Annotated in this window: 15 protein-coding genes and 1 pseudogene; 11 read left to right on the top strand and 5 right to left on the bottom strand. The window is 63.9% G+C overall.

Annotated features, from left to right (window positions below):
* Positions 1-212 precede the first annotated feature (212 nt).
* The 3 genes from glmS to ACQR1E_RS01880 all read left to right on the top strand — a co-directional run bounded on the left by glmS (position 213) and on the right by ACQR1E_RS01880 (position 4,025).
* The gene (glmS, locus tag ACQR1E_RS01890; protein WP_315712021.1) at positions 213-2,039 is read left to right on the top strand and encodes a glutamine--fructose-6-phosphate transaminase (isomerizing); all 1,827 of its coding nucleotides are present in this window, start codon (positions 213-215) and stop codon (positions 2,037-2,039) included.
* A gap of 379 nt (positions 2,040-2,418) precedes the next feature.
* The gene (locus ACQR1E_RS01885) at positions 2,419-3,033 is read left to right on the top strand and encodes a LysE family translocator (protein WP_315712019.1); all 615 of its coding nucleotides are present in this window, start codon (positions 2,419-2,421) and stop codon (positions 3,031-3,033) included.
* Between the two features lie 194 nt (positions 3,034-3,227).
* Positions 3,228-4,025 (top strand): DUF502 domain-containing protein, encoded by a 798-nt coding sequence (locus ACQR1E_RS01880; protein WP_315712018.1) that lies wholly within the window; start codon positions 3,228-3,230, stop codon positions 4,023-4,025.
* A gap of 44 nt (positions 4,026-4,069) precedes the next feature.
* Here the strand turns inward: ACQR1E_RS01880 and ACQR1E_RS01875 are convergent, their stop codons facing one another.
* Entirely contained in the window at positions 4,070-4,444 is a 375-nt protein-coding gene (locus tag ACQR1E_RS01875) for a VOC family protein (protein WP_315712017.1), read from the bottom strand.
* Between the two features lie 281 nt (positions 4,445-4,725).
* Here ACQR1E_RS01875 and ACQR1E_RS01870 point away from each other — a divergent pair, with 281 nt between their 5' ends.
* Both ACQR1E_RS01870 and ACQR1E_RS01865 read left to right on the top strand, forming a co-directional pair.
* The gene (locus ACQR1E_RS01870) at positions 4,726-6,603 is read left to right on the top strand and encodes an autotransporter domain-containing protein (protein WP_434896591.1); all 1,878 of its coding nucleotides are present in this window, start codon (positions 4,726-4,728) and stop codon (positions 6,601-6,603) included.
* 163 nt (positions 6,604-6,766) lie between these two features.
* Positions 6,767-7,618, top strand: a complete 852-nt coding sequence (locus ACQR1E_RS01865) for a DUF1932 domain-containing protein (RefSeq protein WP_434896590.1) — start codon at positions 6,767-6,769, stop codon at positions 7,616-7,618.
* Positions 7,619-7,814: 196 nt separating this feature from the next.
* Here the strand turns inward: ACQR1E_RS01865 and recG are convergent, their stop codons facing one another.
* Positions 7,815-9,917: an ATP-dependent DNA helicase RecG gene (gene recG, locus ACQR1E_RS01860; RefSeq protein ID WP_434896589.1), complete on the bottom strand. Its 2,103-nt coding sequence runs from the start codon at positions 9,915-9,917 to the stop codon at positions 7,815-7,817.
* A gap of 195 nt (positions 9,918-10,112) precedes the next feature.
* Between recG and ACQR1E_RS01855 the strand changes: the two genes are divergently transcribed.
* Positions 10,113-10,400 carry a succinate dehydrogenase assembly factor 2 gene (locus tag ACQR1E_RS01855; RefSeq protein WP_315751602.1) on the top strand — a complete coding sequence of 96 codons (288 nt, stop codon included), beginning with the start codon at positions 10,113-10,115 and terminating at the stop codon, positions 10,398-10,400.
* The gene (gene mfd / locus ACQR1E_RS01850) at positions 10,400-13,915 is read left to right on the top strand and encodes a transcription-repair coupling factor (RefSeq protein ID WP_434896588.1); all 3,516 of its coding nucleotides are present in this window, start codon (positions 10,400-10,402) and stop codon (positions 13,913-13,915) included. The genes ACQR1E_RS01855 and mfd overlap by 1 nt, the downstream gene beginning before the upstream one ends.
* Before the next feature lie 12 nt (positions 13,916-13,927).
* On the opposite strand, the gene ACQR1E_RS01845 is transcribed toward mfd, so the two are convergent.
* Complete coding sequence (locus tag ACQR1E_RS01845; protein ID WP_315712011.1) at positions 13,928-14,149, bottom strand: hypothetical protein; 222 nt, start codon at positions 14,147-14,149, stop codon at positions 13,928-13,930.
* 114 nt (positions 14,150-14,263) lie between these two features.
* Between ACQR1E_RS01845 and ACQR1E_RS01840 the strand changes: the two genes are divergently transcribed.
* Positions 14,264-14,569, top strand: a complete 306-nt coding sequence (locus tag ACQR1E_RS01840; protein WP_410052262.1) for a DUF2283 domain-containing protein — start codon at positions 14,264-14,266, stop codon at positions 14,567-14,569.
* A 20-nt stretch (positions 14,570-14,589) separates the two neighbouring features.
* Here ACQR1E_RS01840 and ACQR1E_RS01835 read toward each other — a convergent pair.
* Positions 14,590-14,929, bottom strand: a pseudogene (locus ACQR1E_RS01835) (GGDEF domain-containing protein); the annotation flags it as partial.
* Between the two features lie 362 nt (positions 14,930-15,291).
* Here ACQR1E_RS01835 and ACQR1E_RS01830 point away from each other — a divergent pair.
* Positions 15,292-17,406 carry an MASE1 domain-containing protein gene (locus ACQR1E_RS01830; protein WP_434896587.1) on the top strand — a complete coding sequence of 705 codons (2,115 nt, stop codon included), beginning with the start codon at positions 15,292-15,294 and terminating at the stop codon, positions 17,404-17,406.
* On the opposite strand, the gene ACQR1E_RS01825 is transcribed toward ACQR1E_RS01830, so the two are convergent.
* Complete coding sequence (locus ACQR1E_RS01825) at positions 17,401-18,063, bottom strand: response regulator transcription factor (RefSeq protein WP_315751597.1); 663 nt, start codon at positions 18,061-18,063, stop codon at positions 17,401-17,403. The two genes, ACQR1E_RS01830 and ACQR1E_RS01825, sit on opposite strands and share 6 nt — an antisense overlap.
* Positions 18,064-18,644: 581 nt before the next feature.
* Between ACQR1E_RS01825 and opgC the strand changes: the two genes are divergently transcribed.
* Entirely contained in the window at positions 18,645-20,018 is a 1,374-nt protein-coding gene (gene opgC, locus ACQR1E_RS01820; RefSeq protein WP_316159437.1) for an OpgC domain-containing protein, read from the top strand.
* 60 nt (positions 20,019-20,078) lie between these two features.
* Positions 20,079-20,312: a hypothetical protein gene (locus tag ACQR1E_RS01815; RefSeq protein WP_315712004.1), complete on the top strand. Its 234-nt coding sequence runs from the start codon at positions 20,079-20,081 to the stop codon at positions 20,310-20,312.
* Positions 20,313-20,390 lie beyond the last annotated feature (78 nt).

Below are 20,390 nucleotides of genomic sequence, written 5' to 3'. Positions count from 1 at the left end.
GACAGTCTCTGCGCAAAAGCGTTGACCTGGCGTTAAGTGCGCTCCGAACTGGACCTCCGCATCGAACCGGAGTTGCCTGCAGGCCCTCGGTTAGGGCTCTCACTTAACCCTGTCGCAATCCGCAATAATTATTGAATCCTGAAAGCGCGCCGTTTTCGTTAAGACAATGCCACGCTTTTGAATCTCTCTCGACGATTTGGGGACTGGCGCTGATGTGCGGAATCATCGGGATCCTGGGACGCGGGCCGGTTGCCGAGCATCTCGTCGATTCCCTGAAACGTCTCGAATATCGCGGCTACGATTCCGCGGGCGTCGCCACGCTCGAGGGCGATCATCTGGACCGGCGGCGCGCCGAGGGCAAGCTGAAGAACCTCGAGAAGCGGCTCGAGCAGCAGCCGCTGAAGGGACACGCCGGCATCGGTCACACCCGCTGGGCCACCCACGGCAAACCGACCGAGAGCAACGCGCATCCGCATGCGACTGACAACGTTGCCGTGGTGCATAACGGCATCATCGAGAATTTTCGCGAACTACGGGCCGAGCTCGAAAAGCAGGGCGCCAAATTCGCATCCGAGACCGACACCGAGACCGTCGTCCATCTGGTCAATTCCTATCTGCTGAAGGGCCACACCCCGCAACAGGCCGTGGCTGCGTCGCTGCCGCAGTTGAAGGGCGCGTTCGCGCTGGCGTTCCTGTTCAAGGGCCACGGCAATCTCCTGATCGGCGCCCGCAAGGGCTCGCCGCTGGCGATGGGCTATGGCGACGGCGAGATGTTCCTGGGCTCGGACGCGATCGCGCTGGCGCCGTTCACCGATACGATCAGCTATCTCGATGACGGCGACTGGGTCGAGATCACCCGCGACGCCGGCATCATCCACGATGCAACGGGCGCGGTGGTGAAGCGCGAGGTGCTGAAATCCGGCGCGTCGTCGTTCCTGGTCGACAAGGCCAACTATCGCCATTTCATGGCCAAGGAAATCCACGAGCAGCCGGAGGTCGTCGGCCACACCTTGGCACGCTACGTCGACATGGGCACCGAGCGCGTGATGCTGCCGGCGCGGCTGCCGTTCGACTTCAAAGATATCCAGCGCATCTCGATCACCGCCTGCGGCACCGCAAGCTACGCCGGCTTCGTCGCCAAATACTGGTTCGAGCGCTTCGCGCGGGTGCCGGTCGAGCTCGACGTCGCCTCGGAGTTCCGCTACCGCGAGGCGCCGCTGCGCCAGGGCGATCTCGCCATCTTCATCTCGCAATCCGGCGAGACCGCCGACACCCTGGCGGCGCTGCGCTACGCGAAGTCGCAGGGCGTCCATACGCTCTCCGTCGTCAACGTCCCGACCTCGACGATCGCGCGCGAGAGCGAGATCGTGATGCCGACGCTTGCCGGCCCCGAGATCGGCGTCGCCTCGACCAAGGCCTTCACCTGCCAGTTGATGGTGCTGGCGGCGCTGGCGATTGCCGCCGGCCGCGGCCGCGGCGAGCTCTCTGAGGCCGACGAGGCCAAGCTGGTGCACGGCCTCGTCGAGGTGCCGCGGCTGATTGCGGCGGCGCTGACGGTCGAGCCGCAGATCGAGAAGCTCGCGCGCGAGATCGCCAAGTCGAAGGACGTGCTGTATCTCGGCCGCGGCACCTCCTATCCGCTGGCGCTGGAAGGCGCGCTGAAGCTGAAGGAGATCTCCTACATCCATGCCGAGGGCTATGCCGCCGGTGAGCTCAAGCATGGCCCGATCGCGCTGATCGACGAGACCATGCCGGTCGTCGTCATTGCGCCCTATGATCGCGTGTTCGAGAAGACGGTGTCGAACATGCAGGAGGTCGCCGCGCGCGGCGGCAAGATCATCCTGATGACCGATGCCAAGGGCGCCGAGGAGGCGACCGTGGACTCGCTGGTCACGATCATCATGCCGGACATGGCCGCGACGTTCACGCCGATCGTCTACGCCATCCCGGTCCAGCTCCTGGCCTATCACACCGCCGTGGTGATGGGGACGGACGTCGACCAGCCGCGCAATCTCGCCAAGTCGGTCACGGTGGAGTAGCAGCGGGTTTCTCTTGGCTGATGCTCTCGCATCGCCTTGAGAACCAGTTCGGCGTAAGTTGCGACGCGGCATCTTCACATTCGCTGTCATCCCGGCGAACGCCGGGATCCATAGCCACAGTGCTTAATGGTTCGCAGCGCCGGCGGCTCCAGCCTGTCTCAAACGACCTCTCGGGATTATGGGTCCCGGATCTGCGCCCGCCAACGCTATCGCGTTGCCGGGCTTGTCCGGGACGACACCGTTTTTTTCGCGCCCACACCTCACGGGGGGCACGAGCGTGCAAACTCGGCCGTGCTTGCCATCTGATCCGCAATCCGACATCAGTTTCAGGCGATGTCCCCGACGGAGCTCGGCGGTCCGCTCCATCACGGGGATCACGATGGCTTTCGACACTTGGCTGCTGTTCCTGCTCATGAGCATCGGTATCTCGCTCACGCCCGGCCCGAGCGGCCTGCTGGCTCTCACCCATGGGGCGCTGCATGGCGGGCGCAGGACGCTGTTCACGATCGCCGGCGGCCTGATCGGCTTCGTCCTCATCATCGCGCTCTGCATGTTCGGCATCGGCGCGCTGGTGCAATCCTCCATCACCTGGCTGGTCGTCCTGAAGTGGGTGGGCGGGCTGTATCTCGCCTGGCTCGGCATCAAGCTGTGGCGATCGCCGCCGGTGGCGGTCGATGCCGGCAGTGAGCCCGCCGTTGCGAGCGGGCAGGTGCTGTTTCGCCAGGGTTTCCTGACCGCGGCCACCAATCCCAAATGCCTGCTGTTCTTCAGCGCCCTGTTGCCGCAGTTCATCGACCCCGAGCGCAGCCTTGCGGTACAGTTCGGCATCGTAGCCGTCACCTATACGGCGACCGAGTTCCTGACCGAGGTCGCCATCGCCAGCGCGGCGGCCCAGGTTCGTCCATGGCTCGCCCGGGTCGGGCGCCGCTTCAACCAGGTCGGCGGCGGCATCTTCGTGGCGGTCGGCCTGGCCCTGCCGCTGCGTAGCGCCTAGGGCAGCGCGTTTGCCCTTTTGAGTGGCTCCTCGCCGCAGTAGGGATTGAAATCGACGCCTTGCGCGTTGACTTGGTGCCCGGCTGCCGGGCCACAGGTCAGCGGCAAAGCGCGCATGTGTCGGAAAGAGGGCCTTCGCCCTTCAAAAATCTGCTAAGACCCCTAGGTGAGATTTGATCCGACCCGGAAGTTCGCATGAGTTCCCGCGACGACCTGCCGCCTGAGACCGATCCCTTGGCCGATGCTCCGGCCGAGACGCCCCATCATGGGCTGATGTTCCGGTTTCGCAACTATTTCCTGACCGGCCTCGTCGTCGCCGGTCCCGTCGCCATCACGCTCTACATCACCTGGTGGTTCGTGACCTGGGTGGACGGGCTGGTCCGGCCGTTCGTGCCGCTGGTGTATCGTCCGGAGACCTATCTGCCGTTCGGCGTGCCCGGCTCCGGCCTGATCGTAGCAGTGATCGGGCTGACGCTGCTCGGCTTCCTGACGGCCAACCTGATCGGCCGCACCCTGGTCGACCTCGGCGAGCGGCTGCTCGGCCGCATCCCGGCGGTGCGGGCGATCTATCGCGGCCTCAAGCAGGTGTTCGAGACGCTGTTCTCGGGCAAGGGCTCGAGCCTGCGCCGTGTCGGCCTGGTCGAGTTTCCCTCGCCCGGCATGTGGTCGATCGTCCTGATCTCGCAGCCGCCGAGCGCGGAGATTTCGAGCCGGCTGCCCGGTGACGACGAGCAGATCTCGGTGTTCTTGCCGTGCGCACCGAACCCCACCACCGGCTTCTTCTTCTATCTGCCGCGGAGCAAGATCATCGAGGTCGACATGAGCGCCGAGGACGCGGCGACGCTGATCATGTCCTGCGGCGTGGTGCAGCCGGGATCGGACCAGCAGAAAAAAGTCGCGGCGCTGGCCAACATGGCCAACGCCGCGCGCCTCGCCAACGCACCCGCGCAGCCATCGCCGCACCGTGAGCCCGAGCCGGCCAAGGCGGACTAGGCTGAAAGGCCGACTGGCGCGAAAGGCCAGCCACTGCGGAAGAGCTAGGCCGCATCCTGCGGAACGAACACGCGCAGGCGATGCCCGTCCGGATCGAGCGCGACGAACGTGGTTCCGAAATCCATCCGTGTCGGCGCCTGCGCGATCGAAAGTCCGCGCGCCTTCCAGTCGTCGTGCAGCCGCTGGACCTCGCCGGCATCGCCGACCGCGAACGCGACCTCGCCGAAGCCTGCGGCGCCCGTCGCTGGCGGCTCGACCGTGTGCCGCGACCACAAGCCCAGCATGACGCCCTCGCGCAGCGGCAGCATGGCGAACGTCGGCGATTGTTCGATCACGGGCCGGCCGAGCAGATCCGCATAGAAGGCCGCGCTCCTCGGCGGGTTGTCGACATAGAGGATCAGGAAATTGAAGTCGGGCATCGTCGTCTCTCCGGTGGCGGCGCCGGCTGCGGCGCTTCAGCCACACGACTAGCCGAGCCCTCTGCCAGATTCTGTCAGCAGCCTTCGTGAGCATGGTCGGTGGCGGTCCGGTCCGCCCAGCGGGCGAACGTGCGCATCGCGGCGCTTTGCACTGCATGATGATGCGGGGAAAGCACAGCCACGGATGTCATCGTTCCTACAACCAATGGGCGGTGGTGTTTCGAATGGTCACCATGGAAACATCGGGCAAACAAAAGTAGGGCGTTGGGGAGGCGCGTAGGATGCCTGTGAGTAGGACGACATCGTTGTGTGCGGTCGCGCTGTCCGCGGCGTCCCTGCAACTGACCGCGCCGGCGGCGGCCCAGACCACCTATACGCGCATTCAGGCTTTTGGCGACAGCTACGCCGACACGGGCAATCTCTGGACCTTCACCGGCGGCGCCGGCAAGCTGCCGCTCTATCCCACCGGTCGCTTCAGCGGCGGCACGAATTTCGTCGACACGACCTCGGCGCTGCTCGGCATTCCCCAGCTCAACTACGCGATCGGCGGCGCCATGGCGGGCGATACCAACGTGGTGGCGCCGGGCATTCCCGGCTTCTTCCAGGAATGGAGCGGACTGACGGGCTTCTCCGGCAGGATCTCGTCGACCGACCTGGTCGAGATCTCGGTCGGCGGCAACGATGCGCGGGCCTATTACCGCGCCGGCGGCTCGCTCGCTGGCGCGCCGACGGCCGCGGCCGTCACGGCCCAGCAGGCCATGGCCGGCATCAACGCGCTGGTCGGCGACGGCGCGCGCAGTATCGTGTTCACGGCCGGCGATGTCAGCACCTTGCCGGAGGCCGTTGGCAACGCCAATGCTCCGGCCGGCAAGGCCTACAGCACGACCTATAACAGCCTGATGCAGCAGTCGCTCGCTGGCGTCGCGCGTTCGGGCGTGCGTGTCGAGTACGTCGACACCGGACTGATCGGCACGCTGATCCAGGCCAATCCGTCGCGCTATGGCTTCACCAATGTCGGCGCCTGTCCGATCGCGTGCATCGGCAATCCTGCGCTGCAGAACCAGTATCTGTTCTACGTCGATGGCGTGCACCTGACGTCACACGGCTTCGAGGTGCTGGGGCAGTACATCGTCAACCGCCTCAACGCGCCGCTGACCTTCGCGCCGCAAGGCGAGGTGGGGTCGATCACCGCGATGGGCTTCGCCTCGACCCTGTTCGGCAAGCTCGACATGTTCCGCGAGACCGCGGGCTTTGCTCCGTCGACGATGAACGCCTATGGGGCAATGGGCCGCCCGCCCTACACCAAGGCGCCGCCGCTCGCGCCGGTCAGTCCATGGTCGTTCTACATGCAGGGCAATGGTGGCGTCAGCGACCGCCAGGGCAGCGCCGCCTCGAACGGCTTCAATCTCGACAGCATCGGCGGCACCATCGGCGTCGAGTACCGGCTGTCGGCGAACACCATGATCGGTACCGCCTTCGACTATTCCAATCCAAAGGCGAGGCTGTTCAACAGCGCCGGCACCACGGATGCCAACTCCTATCAGTTCGGCCTCTACGGGGCCTGGGCCAGCAGCAGCCTGTTTGCCGAGGGCCTGGCGACGATCGGCCATCAGGACTATCGCAACACGCGGCCGGGCGTGGTCGACACCATCACCTCCAATCCCGGCGGCACCACCTTCGTCGCGGCCGGCAAAGCCGGTTACCTGTTCGATGCAGGCGGGGCGAAGCTCGGCCCGATCGGCGGGCTGACCTATGCCCGCGCCCGCGTCGACGGCTTCACTGAGACTGGCGATCCTGCGCTCACGCTCGCGGTCGGCTCGCAGACCGCCGAGACCCTGATCGGCAGCGTCGGCGTGCAGCTGCGCACCCCGTTCCAGGTGCAGGGCAACGTCATCAATCCGTACCTGAACCTGACGCTCGATGACGACATCATCGGCAACGGCCGCCTGATTCAGTACAACGCGACCTCGGCGCCCGTCATCGTCAACAACTGGACGGTTCCGAATGGCACCTCGCACAACGTCTACGGCCGGGTGAGCGCCGGCGTCGTGGCGCCGTTCTGGAGCAATGTGGCGCTGACGGTGAACGTGTCGCGCACGATCGGACGCACGGGTGGCGACGATTTCTTCGGCAGCGGAGGCTTGAAGATCGCGTTCTGAGGTCTGCCGCGGCGGTCAGCGTTCTCGGGGGCTCTGAGGGGAGCGTTGACGTTGCGGCCAAGACGAGGGCAGCCCGGAAGGGCTGCCCTTCGTTTTCGTGCCTTCAATTTTGTCATGGGGTGCGCATAGTCTTGGAGGCCATCGTTGGAATCGGAGCGTCATCATGCCTCCCAGCATTGCCGTCATCGCGCCCGGTGCCACGGGCAGCGCCATCGCCGCCCGTCTCGTGGAACACGGCTGCAAGGTTCTGACATCGCTCGAGGAACGCAGCGCGGCGACGCGGGCGAGGGCGGCCGCATCCGGCATGGTCGGCGCCAGCGACGCCGAGATCGCCAATGCCGACATCATCCTGTCGATCGTGCCGCCGGGCGAGGCTGTGGCGCTGGCGGAGCAGCTCGCGACGGTCATCAACCGGAATTCGAAGAAGCCCATCATCGTCGACTGCAACGCCGTCAACGTCGAGACCATCCGGACCATCGAGGACATCGTGCTGTCGTCGGGCGCGCGCCTGGTCGACGCCGCCATCATCGGTCTGCCGCCGAAGCCCGGCACGAAGGGACCGGCCTTCTATGTGAGCGGCGAGGCGGCGGCCGATGTCGCCGCGTTGGGCGAACTCGGGCTCGATCTGCGCCGGATCGAAGGGCCGATCGGCGCGGCTTCGGCGCTGAAGATGTCCTATGCCGGCATCAACAAGGGACTGACGGGGCTCGGGGCCGCGATGGTGCTGGCCGCCACCCGCGCCGGCGCTGCCGACGCGCTGCGCGACGAGCTGGCGCTGAGCCTGCCGCACGTCCAGGCCCGTCTCGCCAACGCACTGCCGGACATGCTGCCGAAGGCCTATCGCTGGGTCGCCGAAATGCGCGAGATCGCGGGCTTCCTGGGGCCGGATCATCCGGCTGCCCTGATCTACGAGGGCTTTGCGCGGTTGTTCGAGCACATTGCGGCGGACGTGCAGGGCGAGGGCACCGACGCGGCGCAGCTGGTGGCGTTCGCCGAGAGTTGCAAAACGAAGTAGACGATTTCAGCTCGTCGTCCCGTGCGAGCCACGACGCGCGATAGCCCATCGTGGCGCAGACCCGGACCCATACTCCGCGGCGGTTGTGAGGTGCGAAAAAGCCAATCGCCACCCTGCCTCAAACTGCTCCCTGGGGTTATGGGTCCAGGCTCAAGGCCGGGACGACAGGTGAGTTTGTTGATGCACCTTCTGCTGATCAACCCGCCGTCAGCAGCGGGATCGCCTCGTCGCGCTCGTAGAGATACAGCAGGCAGCGCAGCGCATCGCTGCGCGGGCCCTTCAGCTTCGGGTCTTCCTTGAGTATCCGCAGCGCCTCGTCGCGGGCCTGGGTGATCAGTTGGGCATGCACCTCGGGCCGCGCGATGCGGTAGCCGGGCAGGCCGCTCTGGCGGATGCCGAGCACGTCGCCTTCGCCACGCAGCTTGAGATCCTCCTCGGCGATGCGGAACCCGTCTGTGGTCTCTCGGATCACGGCGAGGCGGGCCTTCGACATCGGCCCGAGCGGTTCGTGATAGAGCAGGATGCAGGTCGAGGCTTCCGAGCCGCGGCCGATCCTGCCGCGCAGCTGGTGCAACTGCGCCAGGCCGAAGCGCTCGGCGTTCTCGATCACCATGATGCTGGCCGCCGGCACGTCGACGCCGACCTCGACCACGGTGGTCGCAACCAGCAGGCGCAGCTCATGGGCCGCGAACCGCCCCATGACGTCGTCCTTCTCGCTGCCCTTCATCTTGCCGTGGACGAGGCCGACCTTGTCGCCGAAGCGCTCGCGCAGGCTCTCGAAGCGATCCGTCGCGTTGGTGAGATGATCGATGCCCTCGGCCTCGGATTCCTCGACCAGCGGGCAGATCCAGTAGACCAGCTTGCCGGCATCGAGCGCGCGGCCGACGGCGTCGACGACCTCGCCGAGTCTGGTGTCGGCCACCGCGCGGGTGTCGATCGGCTGCCGGCCGGCTGGCTTCTCGCGCAGCTCGGAAATGTCCATGTCGCCGAAATAGGTCAGCACCAGGGTGCGCGGGATCGGCGTCGCCGACAGCACCAGCACGTCGACGGCCTCGCCCTTCGAGGTCAGCGCCAGCCGCTCGCGCACTCCGAAGCGATGCTGCTCGTCGACGATGGCGAGCGCCAGCGACTTGAAGACCACGTCGTCCTGGATCAGCGCGTGGGTGCCGATGAGGATGTCGATCTCACCGGCTTCGAGCCGGGCGAGGATGTCGCGGCGTTCCTTGCCCTTCTCGCGTCCGGTCAGGATGACCACGTTCATGCCGGCGCGCGCGGCGAGCGGCGCGATGGTCTTGGCATGCTGGCGCGCCAGAATCTCGGTCGGCGCCATCAGCGCGGCCTGCTTGCCGGCCTCGGCCACGGCGGCCGCCGCCAGCAGCGCTACCACCGTCTTGCCGGAGCCGACGTCGCCCTGCAGCAGCCGCAGCATGCGCACCGGCTTTTCGAGGTCCACTGCGATCGCCGCGATCGCCTGACCTTGCGAGTTCGTGAGCGCATAGGGCAGGGCGTCGATGATCTTGCGGCGCAGGCGGCCGTCGCCGGCATGACGGTTGCCCGCGGGCCGGCGCAGTTGCGCCCGCACCAGGGCCAGTGCCAATTGGCCGGCGAGCAGCTCATCGAAGGCCAGCCGCGACCAGAACGGGTTCTCCGGCAGGATGTCGGTCAGCTCCTGCGGGACGTGCACCCGCGTCAGCGCCTCCTTCAGCGAGGGGAAGTTGCAGCGTCGGAGCACCTCCGGACTGATCCATTCCGGCAGCTCAGGCAGCTTGGTCAGCGCCGCAGCGATCGCCCGCCGCAGCGAGCCGAGTGCGAGGCCCTCGGTCAGCGGATAGACCGGGTCGATGCCCGAGAGCTTTGCGAAGCCGGCCTCGTCCAGGATGCGGTCGGGATGCACGATCTGCGGCACGCCGTCATACATCTGTACGGTGCCGGAGACGTAGCGCTTGGCGCCGACCGGAAGCATCTTCTCGATGTAGTCGCCCTTGGGCCGGAAGAACGTCAGCACGACGTCGCCGGTCTCGTCGCTGGCGTAAACGAGGTATGGCGCGCGCGCGTTGCGCGAGGGACGGTGGCGGTCGACCGTGACTTCGAGCGTCACCACGGTTCCGGCCTCGACGTCGCGGACCTTCGGCCGGTTGCGGCGGTCGATCACGCTGGCCGGCAGATGCAGCAGCAGGTCGACCAGCCGCGGCGTCTCGGTGCAGCCGAGCAGGTAGCGCAGCAGCTTGTCCTGCTTCGGCCCGACCCCGGACAGGGTGGTGACCGGCGCAAACAGAGGATTGAGGATGCTGGGGCGCATGGAGCGAACACTTAAAGCGGTTTGGGAGCCGGAATAGCCGCGAATGCCGAGACATCCACGTCTTTTTCTCAGGTTCGAGGTGCCGGGCATGCCGGTTCTGCAGCCCGGGAGGGGCTGACAGGGGCGCTGTGCACCGCTATATCAACCGCGCCCGGCACCGTCCGGGCTTTTGGCGTTGAACAGCAGGATGTCGCGATGACCGGAACGACCCGATCGAGCCAAGGCCTTGACGACCGCCGCAAGCGGCTCCTGTTCCGCTGCTGGCATCGCGGCACCCGCGAGATGGATCTGATCCTCGGCCGCTTTGCCGACGCCGAGATCGGCGCCCTCAGCGAAGGCGAGCTGGCCGAGCTCGAGCAACTGCTCGAAGTCCCCGACCCGGACTTCTATGCCGCGGTCACCGGCGCCCGGCCGCTGCCGCCGGAGCAGACTCCGGCGCTGTTCGAGCGCATCAAGGCGTTCCGCGCGGTGGGCGCCGATTGATGAAGAGCCCGGTCAAGTCGCCCGCCGAGCACCTCCCGCCGGGGCGCGCGCTCACGCTCGCCAACGTCGCGGAAGGCGCCGAAGGCCTCGTCGTCTCCGACCTCGCGCGCGCCATCGCGGCCAAGCCGAAGCCGCCGGCGGTGAGCCTCGCCGTGGTCTGCCGCGACGGCAACCGGATGCAGCAGCTGGCGCGAGCGCTCGACTTCTTCGCGCCGGATCTGCCGGTGATGCAGTTCCCGGCCTGGGACTGCCAGCCCTATGACCGCGTCTCGCCACATGGCGGCATCCTGGCCCAGCGCGTCACCACGCTCGCACGGCTGTCGCGCCTCGCCGGCAGCGACAAGCCGCTGATCGTGCTGACCACCGTCAACGCCATCGTGCAGCGCGTCCCCTCGCGCGACACCATGGCGGGGCAGGCGCTGTCGGTCGCTCCGGGCCATGTCGTGCCGATGGATTCGGTGATCGCCTGGCTTGAGCACAATGGCTACCACCGCTCGTCGACCGTCCGCGAAAGCGGCGAATATGCCGTGCGTGGCGGCATCCTCGACCTGTTCCCGGCCGGCCTCGACCAGCCCGTGCGCTTCGACTTTTTCGGCGATAGCCTGGAATCGATCCGCACCTTCGACGCCGAGACCCAGCGCACCCTGCTCGACATGCGCTCGCTCGACCTCGTGCCCGTTTCCGAATTCCAGCTCGTCACCGACACCATCCGCCGCTTCCGCATGGGCTATGTCGCCGAGTTCGGCGCGCCGGAGCGCGACGATGCGCTGTACGAGGCCGTCAGCGAAGGCCGCCGCTATCCGGGCATGGAGCACTGGCTGCCGCTGTTCCACGACAAGATGGAGACCTTGTTCGACTATCTGCCGAACACACCCATCGTGATCGAGCCGCAGGGCGAGGATGCCGCGCGCGAGCGCTTCAAGCAGATCATCGATTATTACGACGCGCGCCGCGAGGCGATGGAGCATCCCGGCGGCGGGGCGATCTACAAGCCGCTGACGGTCGACCGCCTCTATCTGACGTCCTCCGAATGGGCCGAGCGGCTCGCCGCCGTCCCGCTGGCGCGTGTCACTCCGTTCGCGGTGCCGGAGAGCGCCAACGTCGTCGACATCGGCGCGCGACAGGGCCGCAACTTCGCGCCCGAGCGCAACGATTCCTCCGTCAACGTATTCGAGGCCGTGGTGGCTCACGTGCAGGCGCTGCAATCGGTGCGCAAGAAGGTCGTGATCGCGCTGTGGAGCGAGGGCTCGCGCGACCGCATGGCCAGCATGCTGAAGGATCACAAGCTGATCCATGTCACCAGCGTCAACACCTGGCGCGTGGTGCAGGCGACGCCGCGCAACGAGACCATGCTCGCGGTGCTCGGTCTCGAGACCGGCTTCGAGACCGATCAGATCGCGGTCATCTCCGAGCAGGACATTCTCGGCGACCGCCTGGTGCGGCCGCGCCGGGCGAGCCGCAAGCTCGACAATTTCATCTCGGAGGTGACGAGCCTCGCGATCGGCGACATCGTCGTTCATGTCGATCACGGCATCGGCCGCTTCGTCGGGCTGCAGACGCTCGAGGTCGCCGGCGCGCCGCATGACTGTCTCGAGCTGCGCTACGCTGGCGAAACGAAGCTGTATCTGCCGGTCGAGAACATCGAGCTGTTGTCGCGCTACGGTTCCGACCAGACCAATGTCGAGCTCGACAAGCTCGGCGGCTCCGGCTGGCAAACACGCAAGGCCAAGCTCAAGAACCGAATCCGCGAGATGGCCGGCGAGCTGATCAAGATCGCCGCCGAACGCATGCTGCACGAGGCGCCGAAGCTGCCGGTGCAGGCCGGCCTCTATGACGAGTTCTGCGCGCGCTTCCCCTATGACGAGACCGAGGACCAGCTCACCGCGATCCAGGCGACGCTCGCCGATCTCGAAGCGGGACGGCCGATGGACCGGCTGGTCTGCGGCGACGTCGGTTTCGGCAAGACCGAGGTGGCGTTGCGGGCCGCGTTCGCGGTCGCGCTCGACGGCAAGCAGGTCGCAGTCGTCGTGCCGACCACGCTGCTCGCACGCCAGCATGCAAAGACTTTCGCTGAGCGCTTCAAGGGCTTTCCGGTCAACGTCGCACAGGCGTCGCGGCTGGTCAGCACCAAGGAGCTCAATCAGGTCAAGAAGGGCCTCGCCGACGGCTCGGTCGACATCGTCGTCGGCACCCATGCGCTGCTCGGCAAGGCGATCAAGTTCCGCGATCTCGGCCTCGTCATCGTCGACGAGGAGCAGCATTTCGGCGTCAGCCACAAGGAGCGGCTCAAGCAGCTGCGCGCCGAGGTGCATGTGCTGACCCTGTCGGCAACGCCGATCCCGCGCACCTTGCAGCTCGCACTCACCGGTGTGCGCGAGTTGTCGATCATCGCCTCGCCGCCAGTCGATCGTCTCGCCGTTCGCACCTTCGTCGCGCCGCATGATCCCGTGATGATCCGCGAGGCGCTCTTACGCGAGCGCTATCGCGGTGGCCAGGCGTTCTACGTGGTGCCGCGCATCGACGATCTCGCCGAGGTCAAGGAGTTCCTCGACAAGACCGTGCCAGAGATGAAGGTCGCGGTCGCGCACGGCCAGATGGCGCCGACCGTGATCGAGGACATCATCGGCGCATTCTACGACGGCAAGTTCGACATCCTGCTGTCGACCACGATCGTCGAATCCGGCCTCGACATTCCCCGCGCCAACACGCTGATCGTGCACCGTGCCGACATGTTCGGCCTTGCCCAGCTCTATCAGCTGCGCGGCCGCGTCGGCCGCTCCAAGCTGCGCGCTTATGCGCTGTTCACCCTGCCGTCGACGCACAAGATCAGCCCACTGGCCGAAAAGCGCCTGGGCGTGCTGCAGTCGCTGGAGACGCTGGGGGCCGGCTTCCAGCTCGCCAGCCACGACCTCGACATCCGCGGCGCCGGCAATCTGCTGGGCGACGAACAGTCCGGCCACATCAGGGAGGTCGGCTTCGAGCTCTATCAGTCGATGCTGGAGGAGGCGATCGAGAACCTCAAGGCCGGCATCACCGAGCCGACGGTCGACCGCTGGTCGCCGCAGATCACGATCGGCATGCCCGTGCTGATCCCCGAGGACTACGTCTCCGACCTCTCCGTACGGCTGTCGCTGTACCGCCGGCTCGCCGATCTCGAGACCGACGACGAGATCGAGAACTTCGCCGCCGAATTGCGCGATCGCTTCGGCAAGCTGCCGGACGAGACGCGCTATCTGTTCAAGGTCGCCGCGATCAAGAACTACTGCCGCCGCGCCAATGTCGAGAAGGTCGATGCCGGCCCGAAGGGCGCCGTCATCGCCTTCCGCGACAACAGTTTTGCCTATCCGGACCGCCTCGTCGCCTTCATCAAGCGCCACGGCCAGGCCGCCAAGGTGCGCCCGGACATGAAGGTCGTGTTCCTGCAGGTCTGGGACACTCCGGAAGAGCGGCTGGCCGGGACCACGGATATTCTGAAGGACCTGGCGGAGCTCGCGGAGAAGAAGAAGGCGGCGTAGCGGAATGGAGCGTTAGCGAAGCATCCAGCCGAAATGCAACGCAAGGCTGGCGATCGTGAAGACTGAGACGATCGCGATCACGCTGATCCAGTCGGTCTCATCGCGAGATTGTCGGTTTTGCATCGCGCCATCCTTCGCTTCGTCAGACGCCCCCGAGCTAAGGGTGATAGCATCAGACGAGTGGGGCAAATGCGCGATCTGAAGATGCCAGTGTTCGGTTGAGATCGTGGCCAAGCCGATGAGATCTGACGACCGAAGTCAGGATATGCGAGCCGCGCGCACGCCGTGTCTTGGACTTGCTGGAAGCGATCCCTTACAATTTATGGTACGCTCGGCTAATTTCTTGGGATGGCGGGCACGGCGCCGTCTTGCGCTCACATATGGCGAGATCGTGCATGCGCGTGTACCCACCTTACGGACGTTGATGCGCCTGCTTGGGAGATGTCGATGACGCAACGTAACATCGCACTTCGCATTAGTGCAGACGATCCGAACGTGGCGTATCTGATGTTGCCTGAGCATCCCGGGTCAGGAACAAAGGGGTGCTCTGCCAGGCAAGTACCATTGTCTGACCTTCTTTCATACGTTGGCGCCGACATAATCCTGGATCTCGATGCGGATGGGCGGCTCATCGGAATTGAAGTGCTTGCCTGAGGCAGGCTTACTAGTGGGCTTCACGACGCCGCGCGCTGCGGCTCGCCATAGACCCGGGCCAGCAGCGTGCGTGCGGTGTCGCCCTGCTACAGTGCGGCGACGGTCACCGCCGTCTCCATGCGCGTGTTGCGCTTGCCATGCGAGGTATGGCGCATCACGGCTCGACAGCCGCCGCACGATCGCATGCGCCGAACGCAGATCGGTCTCGGCGAACACGACCACGACCGAGCCGTTGTCCTCGTGGGTCCCGAAATCCATCCGGCGCATCAGCCGGCTGATGATGCGCGCGCCGTCATATTGGGCGCGGGGGTCGAAGTGATCGAAGGCGAAGCGCGCGACGGCAAGGCCGCCGCCATTCTTCAGCCGCCAACCTCCCCGCAACGGGCGATCGGCGGCGCAACCCCGACCAGCTCCGCCAATCGCCCGTTGCTGCACCCGCGCCACTCGGCGTCAAACAGGACTCTAAATCCTACCGGATGAAACTTCGGTGGCAGGTCAGTTGCAGAACAGGGCGGGCCTGCGATGCTCGCCGGTATCGGCATCATGCGAGCGCTAGCTAAGTCCGGCTCGAACGCGTGTGCAACCTTGAGATGGTCGCACGAGTCCCTAAAGAGGATTAATGTTTCACAGATTTTTATCAACGAGATCAGTTTCGCAGATCTTCAAGAAGATCAAAGGTCAGTTGTGGGGGGCGATCCAACTGCCTAGTTCAGGCATCGACGATGTCCGATCCACGATCACTATCGCCGGAGATAAATTTCCGCCGAGGCATTAGCTATGCCGGCGGTCTGGTTGCAATTGGACTGATCTATTTCGCCCTGGCAAAAGGTGGCCTTGCTCTCGCCTCTATTCATCCCAGTGCAACGCCAATTTGGCCACCGACAGGTGTCGCGCTGGCGGCGGTGCTGTTGTGGGGATATCGGACTTGGCCCGCAATTTTCACGGCGGCGGTGATCGCCAATGCGACGACCGCCGGCTCGGTTGCCACCGCGATTGCGATTGCGACCGGTAACTCTCTTGAAGCGGTTGTTGGCGCTCACCTAATCAATCGATGGTCGAGCGGATGTAATACGTTTTCGACGCCATATTCTGTCGCGAAGTTTACCCTGATTTGCCTCGTGATCGCGACACCGATCAGCGCCAGCATTGGACTGTCCAGCCTGGCAACCGCCGGGTACATCGAACGGACGAATTTCGCAAACGCCTGGGTCACATGGTGGCTGGGAGATGTGACCGGCGCGCTGGTCATTGCCCCCGTTATCGTGCTTTGGGCATCAAGCCCCTACCATGCTTTCAACCGCAAGGAATTCTTGGAGACGGTCGGCGTCCTCGCAACAGCGGCGGCTGTTGGACTCATTGCTTTCAGCCCCCTGATCGAGCAAACGCCGAGCCGAAATCCACTGGGTTTTCTCGCGATCCTGCCAATGTTGTGGGCGGCGCTGCGCTGCGGTCCACGTGACACCGCAACGGTTGCGCTGGTGCTTGCGGGGATCACGATTTGGGGGACGCTCACGGGCGGCGGCCCCTTCACGACCGTGGATCTCAACGTTTCATTCCTGCTGGTATTGATGTTTTTGATCAGTATTGCCGTTCCAAGCTTGCTACTGAGCGCCGACGTCGAGGTGCGCAAGAAAGCGGAGGAAAGTCTGCGCCACGCGCAGATGGAACTCGAACGGAAGGTCGCTGAGCGTACGCAAGAGCTGGAGCTCGCCAATGCAGCAAAATCGCGCTTTCTTGCCATGGCAAGCCATGATTTGCGGCAGCCATTACATGCACTAGGCCTGTTCGTTGCACAGCTGCGCACGCCGCTCAAATCGGGGGAAAGGACAAAGACGATCGAGCGGATCGATGCAACGCGCAAAGAAATGGATGAAATGTTCAACTCGCTCCTGGATATTTCCAGGCTCGATGCTGGAATCCTTACACCCAAAATTACCGAATTCCCGATCGCGCGCCTGTTGCAAACAATTGAGACTACGTTTGATCAGGCAACGCGAGAAAAAGGCTTGCGTCTACGCGTTCGGCGAAGTGACGCCTGGGTGCGGAGCGACGCCATGCTGCTCGAACGCATACTGCTCAATCTGGTATCCAATGCTGTGCGCTATACGTCACGGGGCGGGATCATCGTCGGATGTCGTCGGCGCGGTGAAATGTTGCGTATCGAAGTATGGGATAGCGGTCCCGGCATTCCTGAGGATCAGAAGCAGAATATCTTTGGCGAGTTTTTTCAACTACCCGGCCCAGAACGGAACCGGTACGGCGGCCTGGGGCTCGGCCTGGCTATTGTCGACAGGCTTCGCGTACTTCTCAACCATCAAGTCGACTTAGCTTCGACTGTGGGCCGAGGTTCGCGATTCTCAATCCTGATTCCGATGGCCGATAAATGCGTCAGGTCCACTGAGCCCGTCGACTCACCTCGCCCCGCAGCGGTCGAAGGTAAGGTAATTCTTGTTATTGCCGATGCTCCAATTGTGCGAGAGGAGACGGGCGGATTGCTTGGCAAATGGGGATACTCCGTCCTTACCGCCGGATCCGACGAAGCTGCGCTCATCCGACTGGCTGAGCGCCAACAACGCCTCGATCTTATAATCTCGGACTATCATCTTGCCAGCGGAAAGACCGGTATCCGAGCAATTGAACAAATTAGTGCGGCGTTTGGCTCGTCAATTCCAGCTATCCTCACCAGCGGCGATACGGCACCCGAACCATTACGTGACGCTAAGGACAGAGGGTACATTTTGCTGCACAAACCTGTCGACCCAATGCGGCTCCGCGCTGTCATGCACGAGTTCTTGAGGGATCAAGGCGATAGGAGAGACACCGGGGCGGCGTTATGAATCAGATTTCGGCGACAAGTCCCAGCCCATTTTTCCTACTTCTATTACTGCCTCGGTGCGACTCGTTACATTGAGTGCCTTGAGAACGACCGTGATGTGGTTCTTCACGGTCGGCACGGCCATATCGAGGGTCTTGGCAATGATCTTGTTGCTTTTTCCCTTCATCAGGAGCGCAAGCACTTCAATCTGCCGATCGGTCAACCCGAGACCCTTGGGAGAGTCCCGCGTCGCTAGCTTATTTGCAGGCCGCGGAGACGTTGGTTCCTCAAGTATCTCCGAGGGAATGTAAATGCCGCCAGAGAACACTAACTTGATGGCGTTGAGCATGACCTCACGTTCGGTAGTTTTTGGGATGAAACCCAGAGCGCCAAGTTTGAAGGCACGCTTGACTGTATCTTGATCATCCGAGGACGAGAGAATGACGATAGCAATGGTCGCATAGCGGTCACGCAGTTCGCGGAGGACAGAGAAGCCATCTCGATCAGGCAAATTGATATCAAGCAAAATGAGGCTGATGTCAGGATGTTCCTCGACTATGTGCACTGCCTCACGGCCGTTCGAAGCTTCAAAAATGACGGAGTCTCGCTTCAGTTGTTTCACGACAGCGTGCAACGCCTCGCGGATTAATGCATGGTCGTCGACAATAAGAACTTTCATAAAAGCTCTCCGTCATCCCATTGCACGGAGATCCAACTCAAAAAACATACACCCACCTTCGGGTCTTTGGCGAGGAAGAAGCTGGCGGAAGACTGGCTCTCGATACCGTCTATCCACCATCATCCTTGGCCCAACCAGCGGTTCGCCGCCGGGCACTCAAGGTAGGAGCCGAATGCCGTTGTGTGGTGTAATTGTAGTCACCGCACGGTAGGAGCGCGAGTACGGACCACGAAAGTCGTGGGACTCAGGGTCTCCTTCGCCTGTAGGCAAAGGTGATTGATGCCGAGATCTGTACGGTACCTTGATCATAGGACCTAGGAACCTCTCTCTGTGGACCTCCGGCTGATTTACGCGCTCTGCCGTTTGAACGATGATCGTCAAACGGACAGCCTCACGCGCCAGCAGGTTCTACCAAGCGCCGCCAGCCGCCATATGATCATTATCGTAATAGCTTTGGTGGCCGGGGTCGGCGTGAAGCAAATCTAGATTGCGGCGTTGTCACGATCCGGCAGCGCGGCGGTGACTTTCTGTCAAATTCGGTCCCTCTTGAAGCGTGCTCGTACGCCGGACGGGGCAATCAGATGCATGATCGAACTGCCGACCTGAAGCCATCGGTAGGCGCGTTGCCGGAGCTGAAAGGCTACGGCCGCGATTTGCGCATTGATGCCTGCCGCGGCATCGCGCTCTGGTGCATCTTTCTTGATCATGTCCCCAACAACATCGGGAGCTGGCTGACACTGCGGAACTACGGCTTCAGCGATGCCGCGGAAGTGTTCATGTTCGTGTCGGGCGTAAGCTGCACGTTGGCCTACGGCAAGGCATGGCGCTGCGGGGGGTGGACCGGCGTGATCGGCCGGACGCTGTGGCGAAGCTGGGATATTTATGTCGCATTTCTGCTGCTCACGCTCGCCTGCGCCATCATGGTTCACCTCGCAGGCGGCGGCCATCTTGCCGACGAGAGCAATACGCGCATTCTGTTGGAACAGCCGGGCGTGACGCTCGCGCACGCGGCGATCCTGCAATACTGCCCCGTCAACACCGACGTCTTGCCGCTCTTCGTGCTTTATCACCTTTTGTTCGCGCCGCTGCTGTGGCTGCTGCTGCGAGCGCCGAACGCAACGCTCGGCGCGTCGCTGTTGCTTTACGCACTGGTGCACGTCTTCGGATGGACCATCCCGGCATGGCCGAACGGCCACTGGGCCTTCAATCCGCTGGCTTGGCAGCTGCTGGTCGTGCTTGGCGTGTGGTGGATGATCGAAGACAAGAGAGCCCGGCCATGGGTGACCTCACGCACCGCGCTTGTGGCTGCCGCTCTCTATCTGGTGTTCAGCCTCATCATCGCATTGAGCTGGAGCATCAAACCGCTGGAAGCGCTGGTCCCGCAGGCGCTGCTGACGCTGCTTTACCCGATGGACAAATCTAATCTCGATCCATTGCGACTGCTGCATTTCTTGGCCCTTGCGGTTTTGGTAGTATGGTTAGTGCCTCGCAATTGGCGAGGGCTGACGACGGCGGTGATGCGCGGCGCCATTCTCTGTGGCCAGAATTCGCTGCCAATCTACTGCCTCGGCGTTCTGCTGACGTTCGCCAGCCGCCTGGCGCTGCTCGGCATCTCGGAGGGGCTGACGATGCAGATCGCGCTCAGTGTTGGCGGCGTCCTGGTGATGATCGTGGCGGCGACGCTGCTGAACTTGATCAAGATCGAGCCGAGGCAGCAGCCGGACGCGAAGCCCGTCGAGCAGACAACCAGGTTTGAGCTGGTCGTCAATCTCAAGACAGCCAAGGCGCTCGGCGTTGACATTCCGTCCACGCCGCCCGCCTCGGGCCGACGAGGTGGCCGAACAAAGATGCTGTTTGCTCCGGTGCGCGAGTCCGGCTGCGGCGCTGATCCAGCGCCAGCAATCGCGCACGCCTTCGGGCCACCAGCGAAAACTGTGGGTCAGGTCGTGAATTAGTTCACAAGGACTGTGGAGCCTGCCCTTTATTCTTCCGGCCATCGTACAGGAGCCAAGGCCATGATTTCCCACCCAAGGACCCACAAGGGAGCGGTGCTGATCGCGGCGTGCGTGATGTTTGCCAGCGTAGCGGCATTATTGTCGGTCAACGTGACGTCACCCACTAGCGCCGCGCTCGGCGCTGACTGGCAGTGCAGCCGGCTTGCGCTCGTTATCACGATCTGCACCCATGTGCGTGCACACGAGACCGTTTCAACTGGCGTGCGCAAGCGGACCTGGTACCCGGAATCATAGCTCGGTGATACGGCGGTCTTTGAAGCGGCGTTGCCGGGCCTTTTTCTTGGTCCAGACGAAGGGCTCAGATCTGACGTT

The organism is Bradyrhizobium sp. HKCCYLRH1030, from assembly GCF_051168395.1.
Classification (GTDB): Bacteria; Pseudomonadota; Alphaproteobacteria; order Rhizobiales; family Xanthobacteraceae; genus Bradyrhizobium.
Note: the sequence above shows the minus strand (reverse complement) of the source record. Positions and strands in the feature narration are given on the sequence as shown.

What these genes read in the sequence shown, in the direction of transcription:
- glmS (WP_315712021.1), top strand. Translation starts at nt 213, where the DNA reads ATGTGCGGAATCATCGGGATCCTGGGACGCGGGCCGGTTGCCGAGCAT.
- ACQR1E_RS01885 (WP_315712019.1), top strand. Translation starts at nt 2,419, where the DNA reads ATGGCTTTCGACACTTGGCTGCTGTTCCTGCTCATGAGCATCGGTATC.
- ACQR1E_RS01880 (WP_315712018.1), top strand. Translation starts at nt 3,228, where the DNA reads ATGAGTTCCCGCGACGACCTGCCGCCTGAGACCGATCCCTTGGCCGAT.
- ACQR1E_RS01875 (WP_315712017.1), bottom strand. Translation starts at nt 4,444, where the DNA reads ATGCCCGACTTCAATTTCCTGATCCTCTATGTCGACAACCCGCCGAGG.
- ACQR1E_RS01870 (WP_434896591.1), top strand. Translation starts at nt 4,726, where the DNA reads ATGCCTGTGAGTAGGACGACATCGTTGTGTGCGGTCGCGCTGTCCGCG.
- ACQR1E_RS01865 (WP_434896590.1), top strand. Translation starts at nt 6,767, where the DNA reads ATGCCTCCCAGCATTGCCGTCATCGCGCCCGGTGCCACGGGCAGCGCC.
- recG (WP_434896589.1), bottom strand. Translation starts at nt 9,917, where the DNA reads ATGCGCCCCAGCATCCTCAATCCTCTGTTTGCGCCGGTCACCACCCTG.
- ACQR1E_RS01855 (WP_315751602.1), top strand. Translation starts at nt 10,113, where the DNA reads ATGACCGGAACGACCCGATCGAGCCAAGGCCTTGACGACCGCCGCAAG.
- mfd (WP_434896588.1), top strand. Translation starts at nt 10,400, where the DNA reads ATGAAGAGCCCGGTCAAGTCGCCCGCCGAGCACCTCCCGCCGGGGCGC.
- ACQR1E_RS01840 (WP_410052262.1), top strand. Translation starts at nt 14,264, where the DNA reads ATGGCGGGCACGGCGCCGTCTTGCGCTCACATATGGCGAGATCGTGCA.
- ACQR1E_RS01830 (WP_434896587.1), top strand. Translation starts at nt 15,292, where the DNA reads ATGTCCGATCCACGATCACTATCGCCGGAGATAAATTTCCGCCGAGGC.
- ACQR1E_RS01825 (WP_315751597.1), bottom strand. Translation starts at nt 18,063, where the DNA reads ATGAAAGTTCTTATTGTCGACGACCATGCATTAATCCGCGAGGCGTTG.
- opgC (WP_316159437.1), top strand. Translation starts at nt 18,645, where the DNA reads ATGCATGATCGAACTGCCGACCTGAAGCCATCGGTAGGCGCGTTGCCG.
- ACQR1E_RS01815 (WP_315712004.1), top strand. Translation starts at nt 20,079, where the DNA reads ATGATTTCCCACCCAAGGACCCACAAGGGAGCGGTGCTGATCGCGGCG.